General features: G+C 68.9%; 8 protein-coding genes and 1 pseudogene. 8 read left to right on the forward strand and 1 reads right to left on the reverse strand.

The features are described from left to right. Nucleotides 1–257: 257 nt before the first annotated feature. The 7 genes and pseudogenes from GXY15_12495 (at nt 258) to GXY15_12525 (ending at nt 10,187) form a co-directional block, all read left to right on the forward strand. Nucleotides 258–2,489 (forward strand): YfhO family protein, encoded by a 2,232-nt coding sequence (locus GXY15_12495; protein NLV42030.1) that lies wholly within the window; start codon nt 258–260, stop codon nt 2,487–2,489. 105 nt (nt 2,490–2,594) lie between these two features. Continuing rightward, nucleotides 2,595–3,572: a ChbG/HpnK family deacetylase gene (locus GXY15_12500; protein ID NLV42031.1), complete on the forward strand. Its 978-nt coding sequence runs from the start codon at nt 2,595–2,597 to the stop codon at nt 3,570–3,572. A 202-nt stretch (nt 3,573–3,774) separates the two neighbouring features. Beyond that, nucleotides 3,775–4,428 (forward strand): annotated as a pseudogene (locus tag GXY15_12505) (hypothetical protein). Nucleotides 4,429–4,684: 256 nt separating this feature from the next. Continuing rightward, nucleotides 4,685–5,371, forward strand: coding sequence for a discoidin domain-containing protein (locus tag GXY15_12510; protein NLV42032.1), 687 nt, complete (start codon nt 4,685–4,687; stop codon nt 5,369–5,371). A 173-nt stretch (nt 5,372–5,544) separates the two neighbouring features. Continuing rightward, nucleotides 5,545–6,543, forward strand: coding sequence for an aldo/keto reductase (locus tag GXY15_12515; GenBank protein ID NLV42033.1), 999 nt, complete (start codon nt 5,545–5,547; stop codon nt 6,541–6,543). Beyond that, nucleotides 6,540–9,797 (forward strand): formylglycine-generating enzyme family protein, encoded by a 3,258-nt coding sequence (locus tag GXY15_12520; protein NLV42034.1) that lies wholly within the window; start codon nt 6,540–6,542, stop codon nt 9,795–9,797. The genes GXY15_12515 and GXY15_12520 overlap by 4 nt, the downstream gene beginning before the upstream one ends. Before the next feature lie 6 nt (nt 9,798–9,803). After that, the gene (locus tag GXY15_12525) at nt 9,804–10,187 is read left to right on the forward strand and encodes a DUF2784 domain-containing protein (protein ID NLV42035.1); all 384 of its coding nucleotides are present in this window, start codon (nt 9,804–9,806) and stop codon (nt 10,185–10,187) included. 39 nt (nt 10,188–10,226) lie between these two features. Here GXY15_12525 and GXY15_12530 read toward each other — a convergent pair whose 3' ends face one another. Then, nucleotides 10,227–11,624, reverse strand: a complete 1,398-nt coding sequence (locus GXY15_12530; GenBank protein ID NLV42036.1) for a hypothetical protein — start codon at nt 11,622–11,624, stop codon at nt 10,227–10,229. Nucleotides 11,625–12,472: 848 nt separating this feature from the next. Between GXY15_12530 and GXY15_12535 the strand changes: the two genes are divergently transcribed. Further along, nucleotides 12,473–14,068 (forward strand): DUF4832 domain-containing protein, encoded by a 1,596-nt coding sequence (locus GXY15_12535; protein ID NLV42037.1) that lies wholly within the window; start codon nt 12,473–12,475, stop codon nt 14,066–14,068. The last annotated feature ends 36 nt before the right edge of the window (nt 14,069–14,104 follow it).

Raw genomic sequence — 14,104 nt, forward strand, 5'->3', positions numbered from 1 at the left:
ACCCCCGAACAGCTTCAGCGGGCGGTCGATGAACTGAACAGCCGGCCAAGGAAGACCCTGAACCACCGAACCCCCGCCGAAGTCTTCCTCCAGGCCCGTGTTGCGTTTCGGGTTTGAACCCGCCCCGCCCCGGGTTGCAGGTGCGCGCGGGGGGACTCATTGGGTATACTGCCAAACTGGTCGCGCGGGGCCGTGCCGGAGGGTGTTTTCCAGCGGCGGTCCCGTGGGGTGTCCTTGAACGAGGGGATGCGTATCCCGTGATGAAGTTGGCGCGGTCAAGAGCGGAAAACTGGGCCTGCCTGCTGTTGCTGGCGGGGCTGGCGCTGTGGATGGTGTGGCCCTTTCCCTGGCAGCAGGGGGTGCCCGCGCCGCTGCACGGCCTGACGGAGCTCGCCCCGTGGCAGGAGGCCCGCCCCGCCGACGCGCCGAAGGCCGCCGTTTCGGGGCAGGACCTTCTCATTCAGCGCTACTACCCCTGGTGCGCGCAGTTGCGGCGTGCCGCCCAGGCGCGGGAACTTCCCCTGTGGAACCCCACCGAGGGGTTTGGCACGCCGTTTCTGGGGTTGTGGCGCACCCGTGTGTTTTCGCCCTTCTCCCTGCCTTTCTACGCGCTGCCCCTGCCGCTTCCGGCGGCCTTCTCCCTGTCCATCCTCCTGAAACTGCTCGTGGCGGGATGGGCGGCCTATGTCGCCGCGCGGCGTTTCGCGTACGCCCCGCCGTTCGCCTTTCTGGTGGCGGCGGCCTACCAGTCCAGCGCGCCCGTGCTGGGGCTGGCGGCGGAACCCGTCGCCGACGCCATGGCCTGGTTTCCCCTGGCGGTGTTCTGGGGGCATGCCGTGCTGGCGGGCCGCCCGCGCGCGTGGGTGGGCCTGGCCGGCATGCTCGCGCTGACGGCCCTCGGCGGGTCGCCCGAGACCCTGGGCGTGATGGCCCTGTTCCTGCTCGCCGTTCCCGCGGTGCGGGCGGCGCGCACGCGGACCCTGGAGGGGGTCTGGGGCGGCTATCTGGCCGTGGCCGGGGCGCTGCTGCTGGCGGGCATGCTGGCGGCGGTCCAATGGCTTCCCTACCTGGAATACCGGGGGGAGAGCGTGTCCTCGCTCAACCCGTCCCACGGCGCCCTGCGCGCCGCCGACATCGCGGCGTTCCTGCTGGCCCCGTGGCGGGCGGCCGCGGAGGGGACCCCGCCGCGCGCGGCCCTGTTCCTGCATGCCGGCGTGCCCGCCCTGGTGACGGCGTTGTGGTTCGCCGTGCGCCGCCACACCGGGCGGGCGCGCCGCCGGTGGACCGAGACCTTCTGGATCACCTCGCTGCTGTTTGGCGCGGTCGCGCTGCTGGCCGGCCGCCTGCTGGAGTCCGGCCACGGCATGCCGCTGCCGCGCTCCGAGCATTTCCTGCTCCCGTGGGGATTCGCCTGGGCGCTGCTTGCCGTGGCGGCCCTGGAGGAGTGGGTGCTGCTGGACGCGGCCCTGTGCCGCGGCGTGTTCCGCCGGTTCCTGCTCTGGTTCACGGGGGCCTGCGCGCTGTTCATCGGCGGCGGCGCGGCCGCGGTCAGCGTGTCGGGCGGCCGCCCCGGCGTGGTGGCGGCCGGGGCCGGGGTGACGGCGGGCGTGGTGTTTGTTCTCCTGCTCGCGACCGCCGTGCGCCCGTCGGCGCGGCTGCTGGGCTACGGCCTCGGCCTGGCGGCGGCGGTTGGCTCCATGTGGGCGCTGGGACCGGGGCTGAACTTCACCCCCGCCGCGGCGCTCTATCCCGAGACCACCTTCATCGCGGCCCTGCGCGAGGCCGGCACCCGCGTTGGCGGCACCCCCTCGCTCCGGGCATGGCCCCTGACCGTCCACGGCGTCCCCCAGGTGTACGCATCCTCCGGTGTCGCCCTGCGGCGGCATGCCGCGTTCATGGGCGCCGCCGAGAAGGACCCGGCCGTCATGCGTCGCGGCGCCGTCGGCGCGCTGCTGCTCACCCGCCAGGACGTCCAGGGCCCCTACGCGGGTCTGCGCCCCGAACTGAACATCCAGGAGGTGTTCCCCTCCGGGGCCATCCTGCTGCGCGACCTGTCCGCGCGCCCGCGCGCCCGCATGATCTATGCGGGCAAAAAGGTCGGGGCGTTTTCCCCGGAAGCCCTTGTCGCCGGCAGCCTCCCCCAGATCGAGGGCGAGGAGCTGCCCGAGAAGGACGCCGGCCCCGCCGCCGCCGCGGAGATCGTGCAGCCCGAGCGCAACAACCGGGTGGTCGTGCGCGTCGCGCAGACCCGCCCCGGGGTGCTCGTGCTGGCCGACGCCTTCTACCCGGGGTGGCGCGTGCTGGTGGACGGCGCGCCCGGGCGGCTGGTGCCCGTGGACGGCCTGTTCCGGGGCGTGCCCCTGGGCGAGGGCGCCCACGAGGTCGTGTTCGAGTACCGCCCCCTCTCGATCTTCACCGGGCTCATCGTCAGCCTGGCGGGGTTCGCCCTCCTCCTGCTCCTCCTCCTGCTTCCCCACCGCCGCGCGTGACCCTTGGCGCGTCCGCGCGGGGAAACCGCCGGGGCGCGGACGGGGTCCATTAGGGTAGAACCGTATCCGGCCCCGGAGGGGGCCGGCCAATCAAGGAGATCCGCGATGCGTGTGTTCAGGAGCGTGTGTTGGATGGCCGCGGTGGGGATGCTGGCGGCGGGATGGGCCGGGGCGCAGGACAAGCCGTCGCTGGTGGAGCGGCTGGGGTTTGCGAAGGACGCCCGGGTGCTCATCATCAACGGGGACGACTTCGGCATGAACCACGCGACGAACGTGGGCACGCTGAAGGCGCTGAAGGCCGGCGGGATCACCTCGGCGACGATCATGGCCCCCTGCCCCTGGTACCTGGAGGCGGCGAAAATGGCGCGGGCCCACCCTAAGGCGAACCTCGGCGTCCACACCACCCTCACCAGCGAGTGGGGCGTGTACAAATGGGGTCCCGTCACCGGCTGGTCCGGCGCGCCGAGCCTCTGCGACGAGAACGGCCATTTCTTCACCGACGTGGTCCAGCTCTATCTCAGCGGGAATCCGGAGGAGGTGGAGAAGGAGATCCGCGCCCAAGTGGACCGCGTCCTGCGGGCGGGGGTGGACGTCACCCATATTGACTCCCACATGGGTGCCATGCAGTATGCGCCCGGCTACCACGAGCTCTTCATCAAGATCGCCGCGTCCTACAAGCTCCCGGCGCGCATCGCCGGGCGCGAAATGATGGACAAGTTCAACGCGGGCTATCTCATTGACATGGCCGACGAGATGGGCGTGCTCCACCCCGACGAGCTGTTCATGGACGACCCGCCCAGCATCGAGGCCACCGAGGCGTGGTGGAAGGACCGCATGCTCCAGGCCAAGCCCGGCCAGGTGACGGAGCTCTACATCCACTGCGCCGCAGACGAGCCGGAAATCTTCGCCACCACCGGCTCCGCCCGCCGCCGCATCGCCGACACCGACTTCTTCAGCGACCCCGCCACCCGCGAGTGGATGGTCCAGCAGGGCATCGAGAAAATCAGCTACCGCGAACTGCGCGAACTCCAGCGCACCGGCAAGCCCATGCCCCGCGTCGAGGGCTATGGCTGGGACGACTGACCGGAGAAAGTATGCGGGAAAATGGCCGTATCAGGCTGTTCGTGACAGGACATGTTCCCCCGGCATCATGTGGGGCCGACGGCGAGGTGGCACGGGCTTCCAGCCCGTGAAGGACATGGGCAGGATGCCCATGTCCCCTCAGAAGGCCAAACCGGCGGGTGGCCGCCCAGGAGGAAGCAGCGTGAAGCGTTGGGCATGCGGGATGGGGATGGCACTGGCAGCGGCGTTCGCGGTGCTGTGCGCGCCGCACGCCTGGGCCGCAGACGAAGAGCCCATGGAGGAGTTGAAGTTCGACTTGCCGGAGCCTTTCTTCGGCGGGACGCCATTTGATTACGGGGCGGAGAACTTTGAGACGGAGGACTTTAAGGATCGTCCGCCATTCCTGGCGCCCAAGGGGACTGCAGTAATCTCCCGGGGAAAGCCGGTCACGTCAAGTTCGGCCCCTCTGTCCGGCGACCTGAAGATGGTCACGGACGGGGACAAACGCTATGACGAGGGCAGTCTGGTGACCCTCGGGCCGGGGGTGCAGTGGGTGCAGGTGGATCTGGGCGCGCCCCACGAGCTGTATGCCATCCTTCTCTGGCATTTCCACAAGGGAAAGACGGTGTATTTCAGTGTTGTTGTCCAGGCATGCAACACCCCGGACTTCAAGGAAGATGTCACCTTCCTGTACAACAGCGATCTGGAAAACCATGCGGGTTTCGGAAGCGGGCAGGACTATCGCTACGTCGAGAACAACAAAGGCCGCCTGTTCGAGCCAAAGGGGCACAAAGCCAGATACCTGCGCTTCTACAGCAACGGAAACGTGCTGAATGAGAACAACCACTACGTTGAGATCGAGGTGTGGGGACGGCCCATGAAGAAGACTGGAGAGGGAGAGGGGGCGGAACCAGGGGCGGAGAACGAAGAGACGCTGGAGGAGTTAAAGTTTGAGCTGCCGGAGCCATTTTTCGGCGGCCTGCCCTTATAGCACAAGAAGCCCCCTCAACCATCTCCGCGAGGGATGATTTCGAGGAGAAGAACAAGTGGCGCGGAGCGTGAAAGGTTCCGCGCGGGAAGACACGGGGCGCGGGCGCGCCAAACCGGCGGGTGGCCGCCAAGGAGGAAGCAGGATGAACCGTTGGACATGCGGGACGGGGATGGCACTGACTGTGGCGTTTGCGGTGCTGTGCGCGCCGTGGGCGGGGGCGGCGGACGACGGGGCGAAGGAGGAGCTGAAGTTTGAGCTGCCGGAGGCGGCCTTCGGCGGCACGCCGCTGCCGTACAGCAGCGACATCCTGGAGAAGGAGGATTTCCGGGACCGGCCGCCGTTTATGGCGCCGAAGGGGACCACCCTGGTCTCCAAGGGCAAGCCGGTGACCGCGAGCGCGGCGCCGGCGATGGGCGACCTGAAGATGGTCACGGACGGAGTGAAGAACTACGCGTCCAGCGCTTTGGTCGAGCTGGAGGCGGGCCCTCAGTGGGTGCAGGTGGACCTGGGGGCGGAGCACGAGCTGTACGCGGTCCTGTACTGGCATTTCCACGCGGAGAAGCGGGTGTACTTCGACATCATCGTGCAGGCGTCCAACGACCCTGAGTTCAAGACCGGCGTGACGACGCTGTACAACAACGACGTGGACAACTCCTCCGGCCTGGGCGAGGGCCCGGACAAGGAGTACATCGAGAACGCCCGGGGCCGCCTGCTCGACCCGAAGGGCCTCAAGGCGCGGTATGTCCGCCTTCACAGCAACGGCAACACGAACGACGAGATGAACCACTACGTCGAGGTGGAGGTCTGGGGGCGGCCCGCGGCGAAGTGACGGGGGGCGGGGAAGATCGGACCGATCGGTCGGATCGGACGGGTCCGTCGGATGGCTTGGCCTGACCGGTCCGACTTGTCCGACGGGTCCGACAGCCCGGCGGATGTCCGCCGGTGGAAACTTCCCCGCCGCGTGTGGTCAAATGAACGTCATCACACCGAAAGGACAATGCGATGCAGAAACGAATGCTGGGCGAATCGGGGATTGAGGCGTCGGTCGTGGGGCTGGGCACCTGGGTGACCGGCGGCGGGGCGATGTGGAACGGCGCGGACGACGCGGAGTCGGAGCGGGCGATCCACGCCGCGCTGGACCACGGCATCACGCTGATAGACACGGCGCCCGCCTACGGCTGGGGCCGCAGCGAGGAGGTCGTCGGCAGGGCCCTCCGGGGCCGCCGCGACCAGGTGGTGCTCGCCACCAAGTGCGGCATGTGGTGGGAGGACAAGCGCGGGTCGTTCCATGCCACCCTGGACAACCGCGACACCTACGTCTGCCTGCGCCCCGAAACGATGGCCGTGGAGATCGAGAACAGCCTGCGCCGCCTGGGCACGGACCACATTGACCTCTACCAGCCGCACTGGCCCGCGAAGGAGCCGGACCTGACGCCCATCGAGGACACGATGGCTTTTCTCCTGAAACTGAAGGAGCAGGGAAAGATCCGCGCCATCGGCGTGTCCAACGTCAGCGTGGAGCAGCTCGCCCGGCACCGGGCCTGCGGCCCCGTCGCGTCCGACCAGTTCCGCTACAGCCTGCTCTTCCGCGCGCCGGAGGCGGACATCCTGCCCTATTGCGCCGACAACAATATCGGCACTCTCACCTACATGTCCCTGGAGCAGGGCCTGCTCACGGGCAAGGTCGGCATGGACCGGGTCTTCGACCCGGACGAGTTCCGCAACAACGAGGCGTGGAACCCGTGGTTCAAGCTGTCCAACCGCCCGAAGGTGCTGGCCATGCTCGACGGCTGGAAGGGTCTCACGGAGAAATACGCCTGCTCCCCGGCGCAGCTCGTCCTCGCCTGGACCGCCGCCCAGCGCGGTGTGTCGCATGTGCTCTGCGGCGCGCGCACGGAGGCCCAGGCCGCGCAGAACGCCGCCGCGGGCGCCCTCACGCTGGACCCGGCGGACGTCGCCCGCATCCGCGCCGACGCCGTCGCCCTCGGGGACCCCGAATGACCCACCCCGCCCTGTCCGGGCGGACGGCGCGCCTGTTCGCCGCCGCGCTGGCCCTGCTGCTGGCGGGCGGGGGAATGTCCCGCGCCGCCGCGGAGCGTGCGCCGGGGGTGGATTTCGAGGCCGTGTGCCTTGCCGTGGACGACCTGCAAGCCACCCAAGGCGGGAAGTATCCCGTCACCGGGGAAGACCGCGCGGAACTGGAACGCGCCCGCGCGGAGGCCCCCGCCCTGCGGGAGAAGGCCGCCTCGGGAAACAAGGAGGCCGCCGAACGGCTGGCCCGGTGGGAGGCCCTGGCGCGCCGCGCCCTGCTGGCCAACCCGCTGCTGGACTTCGACACCCTCCTGCTCATCCGGCGCTCGCACAATCAGCTCGGCCTGCCGCAGAACTGGGAGAGCAACTCCACCCTGCCGATGTCCGGTTTCGACAACGAGCTGATGCTCCTGTCGCCGCTGGACGACGGGGGCCTCGCGCCGCTGTACCGCCCGGAAAAGGATGTGTTCGTCGGCGATGTGGACCTGCACTTCGACGCCGACCGCCTGCTCTTCTCCATGCCGGGGGCCAACGGCCGCTGGCAGATCCACGAGATGGCCCTCGCGGACCGGACGCCGCGCGAGCTGCCGCTGGTCACGGAGCCCGATGTGGACAACTACGACGCGTGCTACCTGCCCGACGGCGCGCTGCTCTTCACGTCCACCGCGCCGTTCGTCGGCGTGCCCTGCGTCACCGGGTCGTCCCACGTGTCCAACATCTACCGCTACGACCCGCCGACGGGCGCGATCCGGCGGCTGACCTTCGAGCAGGACCACGACTGGTGCCCGACGCTGCTCAACAACGGCCGGGTGCTCTACCTGCGCTGGGAGTACTCGGACATCCCCCACTTTGTGTCGCGCATCCTGTTCCACATGAACCCCGACGGCACGGGGCAGATGGAGTACTACGGCAGCAACTCCTACTGGCCCAACGCCATGTTCTACGCGCGGCCCGTGCCGGGCCACCCCACGATGGTCGCCGCCGTGGTCGGCGGGCACCATGACGTGCCGCGCATGGGCGAGCTGGTGCTGTTCGACCCCGCGAAGGAGCGCTTCGAGGCCGACGGCGTGGTCCAGCGCATCCCCGGGCGCGGGAAGAAAGTAGACCCCGTGATTCTGGACGGGCTGGTCGGCGCGTCCTGGCCGAAGTTCCTGCACCCGTACCCCCTGAGCGAAAAGTACTTCATCGCCGCCGCCCAGCCGGACCCCGCGTCGCTGTGGGGCGTGTACCTGGTGGACGTGTTTGACAACATGACGCTCCTGAAGGAGCTGCCGGACAACGCCCTGCTGGAGCCGCTGCCCCTGCGCGCGGCGCCGAAGCCGCCGGTGGTGCCGGACCGCGTGGACCCGGCGCGGGACGACGCGGTGGTGTACATGAGCGACGTGTACACCGGACCGGGGCTGAAGGGTGTGCCGCGCGGCACGGTCAAACAGCTCCGCCTCTTCACCTACCACTTCGCGTACCACGGCGTCGGCGGGCAGGTCAACCGCGTCGGGCTGGACGGGCCGTGGGACATCAAGCGGGTCATGGGCACCGTGCCCGTGGAGCCCGACGGGTCCGCGTACTTCCGCGTGCCCGCGAACACGCCGGTGTCGGTGCAGCCGCTGGACGAGAAGGGGCAGGCCCTCCAGCTTATGCGGAGCTGGATGACCGCCATGCCCGGCGAGACCCTTTCCTGCGTGGGGTGCCACGAGAGGCAGAACACCGCGCCGCCGGCCATTGCCACGCTGGCCGCGCGCCGCGCGCCGTCGGACATCGCGCCGTGGCACGGCCCCGAGCGGGGCTTCTCCTTCCGCCGCGAGGTGCAGCCGGTGCTCGACCGCTACTGCACCGGGTGCCACGACGGGTCCGAGGACGACAAACCCGACTTCACCGACCGGCCGGACGTTCACACCAGCGCCGGGGACGCCGCCTACAACAACGGGTCGCACTTCCCGCCGTCCTACCTCGCCCTGCGGCGTTATGTGCGCGGGCCGTCCATGGAAAGCGACACGCACCTGCTCACGCCGCTGGACTACCACGCGGGCACGACCGAACTCGTGCGGCACCTGCGCGCGGGGCACCAGGATGTCGTGCTGGACGCCGAGTCCTGGGACCGCATCCTCACCTGGATAGACCTGAACACGCCCGCCCACGGCACCTGGGGCGAGATTGTCGGCGTGGACAAGGTGGCGAACCAGCGGGAGCGCCGCATGGCCCTGGCGGCGAAATACGCGCCGAGCACCGCTTCCATTGACCCGGAAGACGCGACACCCGTGCCCGCATTCCAGAAGGAGTCGGCGGACGTGCCTCCCGAGACGCCGCCGCCCGCCGGAGAGGCCGCCGCGCCGCCCCCGCTGTCGCTGGAGGCAGCCCCCGCGCCGGGCACCACACGCACCGTGGACCTGGGCGGCGGCGTGACGCTGCGGCTGGTGCTGGTGCCCGCGGGCACCGTGCGCATGGGCGCGGAAGGCGACGGGTTGGGGCTTGCCGACGAGGCACCGGTGTGCGAAGCCACCTTGAACGATTCCTTCTGGATGGGGACAACCGAGGTCACCAACGCGCAGTACGCGCGCTTCGACCCCTCCCATGACAGCCGGCTCGAAAGCGGCGACTTCCTCCAGTTCAGCGTGGAGGAGCGCGGCTACCCTGTGAACGGGCCGGAGCAGCCGGTCGTCCGGGTGTCCTGGAGCGAGGCGGCGGCCTTCTGCGCGTGGCTCGCGGAGACCACCGGCGAACCCTTCACCCTGCCCGACGAGGCGCAGTGGGAGCACGCCTGCCGCGCGGGCACGGAGACGCCCCTGTGGTACGGCGGCGTCCGCGACGACTTCGCCGGGAAGGCCAACCTCGCCGATGCCTCGCTGGCCCGGGTGGACACCTTCGACCCCTGGAAGCTGCCCTCCGGCGCGATCCACCCGTGGCGGCCCGCCGTGGACACGGTGGACGACGGCCACCGCGTCACCGCCCCGGTCGGCGCCTTCGCCGCTAACCCGTGGGGGCTCCAAGACATGCACGGCAACGCCGCCGAATGGACCCGCAGCCTCTGGCGGGCCTACCCCTGGCGCGACGACGGGCGCAACGCCCTGGACGCCGACGGCCCGCGCGTCGCGCGCGGCGGGTCGTTCTATGACCGCCCGAAAGACGCCCGCAGCGCCGCGCGGCGGCAGTATCCGCCCTGGCAGAAGGTGTTCGACGTCGGCTTCCGCGTCGCCTGCCCCGTGACGGCGCAGGACACGCCCCGCTGAGGGGGCATGGACCCCTTTTTAAATATCTTCTTCCTCGTGTTCCACACGGCGTTCATCCTGTTCGTGCTGTTCGGGTGGGTCTGGCCAAAGGCGCGGAGGGTCCATCTCGCGGCAATCGGGCTGACGGCGCTTTCGTGGTTTGGATTCGGAATCACGCGCGGGTTCGGCTACTGCTTCTGCACCGACTGGCACTGGAACGTGCTTTACCGCTTGGGCCACCCCGACCTGCCGCGCTCGTACATCACCTTCCTGATCCGGACGCTCACGGGCTGGCGCCTCGACGACGGGCTGGTGGACGCGGTGACGGTGGCGGCCTTCCTGGGCGTGTCCGCGCTGGCGGTCTGGCTGGCAATCGCAGGGCGAAAGAAGAAAACCCCCGGCGGTTCATGACCGCCGGGGGTGTTCTTCAGAATCAACCGGCCCTTCGCGTCACTTGTTGACGTTTTCCTCCGCAATGTCGCGCATGATGCCGGTCTTGGTCAGTTCCAGTTTTCCCCAGGAACCGTCAATGAGGCGCGGCTGGGTGAACTGGGTGTTGCACCACTGGCATTTCCCGCTGCCGTCCTTTGCGGCGGCGGCGACATTCAGATAGCGGGAGGCCCCGCCGTCCTCAATCCACCAGTCCTTGTCCACGATGACAATGCGCAGGATGTTGGTCCACCCGGCGTTCTCCAGCAGCGCCCGCATCTGCGACTCGAGCTGCTTGTTCACCATGCCCGCGGGGGGCATGGTGGCGGAGGAGTCATGGGCGGCTTTCACCTTCTCATGGAGGTCCGCGTAGAAGCTGAAATCCGCGCCCTCAATGACCAATTCCCCCACAGCGGGATGGTCGCCGTAGTTTCGGACGTAGAACTTCACCGTGTGCTTTCCGGGGGCAAGCTGGGAAAGGTCGTATGTGAAGGCGATGGGGCCGATTTTGCGGTTGCCCTTGCCCTCGCCGAAGAGCATGTCCGGATCCTTGTAGGAGGTCATTTTTGCCGGATCGGGCGCGATCTCCAGGGCAAGGCTCTTCGCGTCAATGTACTGCGGCTTCTTCAGCGTGATGTACTGGTAGTCGTCCATGTCGCCCGCAGTCATGCCGACCATGACGCCGAGCTCGGTCTTGTCCCCGGCCCCATAGAGGTCGCGCCAGCTCTTGCCCGGCAGGATCAGCCCGTAGATGTGGTCGCCCGCCTGGAATTCGGTGGTGAGGTCCGCCGGATTGGCGGGGTCAATCGGCGATTTCGAGAAGACAATTGTTCCGTCGCCGACCTTGCCCTTCTCCGCCTCCTCCCGGAGCCGGGCGTTCTCCGCCTGGCGCGCCTCCATGGCGGACGCGTTCTTCTCCTGGCGCGCCGTTTCCTGCGCCGCCTCCTCCGCCTGCGCCGCGCCCCGCGCGTCCTTTTCCTGCTGCGTCGCCGCGTTCATGGAGCCCTGGAACGCCGCGATTTTCGGCTCCAGCGCCGAAATGCGGTCAAGGCGCGAGACAAACTCGGGATGGTCCGCCCCCATCTTCGATCCGTAGCGGCGCTGGGCGGTCTCCATGCCCTCCTTCGCCTCGGCCACCCGGGCGGCGGCCTCCTTGGCGCGGTAGTCGTTGTCGTAGTTCGCGCCGCCGTCCCCCATCACGTTTTCCGCCTTGTCCAGGTTCTGGTCCACCTTCTTAAACACCTCCACCGCGCCCGAGGGGACCGTCGCGCCGGAGGACGGCTGCACGGCCGCCTCCACCGCGCCCTTGGCCTTGTCCAGCGCGCCGCCCAGGTTCAACTGCGCCCGGGCGTCCGGCGTCGCGGCGGCCAGCGACAAAAGGGTGACAACAAACAGCGATTTCAAAAACACACGGCACATGTTCTTCTCCTCTCCTTTTCTTTGCCTTGCGGCTAAACCTGCGGCTGCCTCGCGGACCTTCCGCGACAACCGCCCAACCAGACCCATGATAAACCCCTGATCCCCGCATGTCCAGAGAAACAATCCGGCATTTTTCATAGGGACCTGTCTGCAAACAGCACCGGTGGGCCTCCGGCATCAGGCGGTCCAGCGTCTGCGGGATGGCCCGCGACCCCTGCCCGCTTCCATGCCGCATTGATGGGGTCAGGCGCGGCGGCGGAACAGGGCAGTGGAATCAGGGCAATCGCACTAGAATACCTGGGCACTTTCTGGATGGAGTCTGGCAATTGCCCGTTGTGCGGCCTCTTCAACGCTGAAAGCGTTGCCGAATATAGCCCAGGGCAGGCCGCCGCCCGAAGGGCCAGGCCTGCCCTGGGTTGCCCGGACAGAAGGAATCATGCCCCAACGGGGCAGCCGAAATTGCAGTGGGGGGAAACGCGCGGCCGCCGTCGTTTTTCGTGGGCCCCCGCGCGGGCAAGCCCACGCGAAGAAAGGCGGCAGCAAGCTACCGCACTCCAAGGCGCTGCGCGCTGTGCGGACCCGGGGCTGCGGGGATGGGCGGCGGGTTGGGCCATATGCGGATGTCCCGTCGGGACAACAAAGACCAAATCACAGACCCGGGGGAGGTTCATGCCGCGAGCGGGTGCTGCGCGGGAAGCATTTTCGTGCGATTGCCCCGGCAGTGGAATGCGCGACACCGCCTCGGTTACCCTGACGCCAACAGGCTGGGACCGCACGATGATCTGGAAAACGCGGTGACGGCGGCGGCCTTCCCGGCGGTCCGGCCAAAATGGAAAGGGGCTTGCTTCATGAAACGGTGCATTGCGGCGCTTCTGGTTCTCGCGGGTATCGGTGCGGCGGCGGAGGAACCGGCCGTCAGAACCGTCCAGTACCACGGCGTCCGGCGCGACGACCCCGGCGGGACGGTCGGCCTGCGAAACCCCGAGCGGGGCTGGCGGACGGAGGCGGTGTTCGCCGAGCCGGACGGGTCGTCGTTCTACCGGCTGGCCGCGCACCTGCGGGGCCGGCTGCCGGAGGCGTACTCCGACGCGACCTGGCTGCTCGACGCGCAGCATTACGAGCCCTTCGGCCTCACGCTCGCCCAGATGTACTGCTACCTCGACGGGTTTCAGGAGGGGGACATTTCCCTGGAGAAACTGGCGGCCATCCAGCGCGGCTTCGACGGCCTGCGCGCGGCGGGGCTGAAGGCGGTGCTGCGCTTCGCCTACGAGAAGAGCATGGAGGAGAAGGCGGGGCCGACGGTGGACGTCATCCTGAAGCATCTGGACCAGCTCGCCCCGCTCATCCGGAAGAACGCGGACGTCATCTTCGTCCTTCAGGCGGGCTTTGTCGGGGCGTGGGGGGAATGGCACAGTTCGGCGCGCGGGCTGGAGAAGGACCACGCGCATCTCGCGGCCATCGTGAAGAAACTGCTGGAAGTCCTTCCGGCGGACCGGATGACCCAGGTGCGGGTGCCGAAATACAAACGCTGGGCGCTGGGCGAAAACACGCCGGCACTGGACGCGGCGGGCGCCTTCGGTGGGACGCCGACGGCCCGCATCGGTTTCCACAACGACGGATTCCTCGCGGGCGCCACCTGCGGCGGGACCTGGATTGAGCCGCCGCATTTCTCGAACCCGGGCAACCCGGAGTTTGACTACATGACGGCGGAGAGCCCGTATCTCGCCGTGGACGGCGAACTGTTCTGGAACGACATTGACGGGCGGGTGGACGGGTTCCGGGCGGCGGAGCGGATGCGCCTGCACCACTACTCCAGTTTCAGCATCGCCCACAGCTACTCCGGCATGGAGGGGGCGCTCCTCGGGATTGACACCTGGATGACGACGCCCATGGACCCCGCCCGCGCGGCGGAGGCGAAACTGCCCGTGTCGGACGGCTACTTCGAGGACGCGGAGGGCCGGCCCGTCGTCCGGACGCAGTTCGAGTACCTCCGCGACCATCTGGGCTACCGGATCGAGTTGCGGGAGGTCTCGTGGCCGGAGACCGCGCGCGCCGGCGCGCCGCTGCCGGTATCGGTGTCGCTGGTCAACCGCGGGTTCAGCACGCTCATCAATCCGCGTCCCGTGTTCGTCGCGCTGATCAACGCGCAGAACCAGATGGTGTGGACGCAGCCCCTGGACGCCGACCCGTGCACCTGGCAGCCCTTCGCCCCCGGCGACCCGGACTACGCCCCGCTCACCCACACGGCGAAGGGGGAGGCGGTGCTGCCGCCGGACCTCGCGCCGGGGGCGTACCTCGTGGGATTGTGGATGCCGGACCCGGCGGAAACCCTGCGGGAGGACGCCCGCTACGCGGTCCGCGCGGCCAACCGCGACGTGCCCTGGTGGGCCCCCGGCGGCCGCCACGGCGTCAACATTTTAGGCGCGGTGACCGTGCTGCCATGAGCCCCGGGGCCGCGCCCGGGTTTGCACGCGGCGCGG

Source organism: Candidatus Hydrogenedentota bacterium, assembly GCA_012730045.1.
In the GTDB taxonomy this organism is placed as follows: Bacteria; Hydrogenedentota; Hydrogenedentia; order Hydrogenedentales; family CAITNO01; genus JAAYBR01.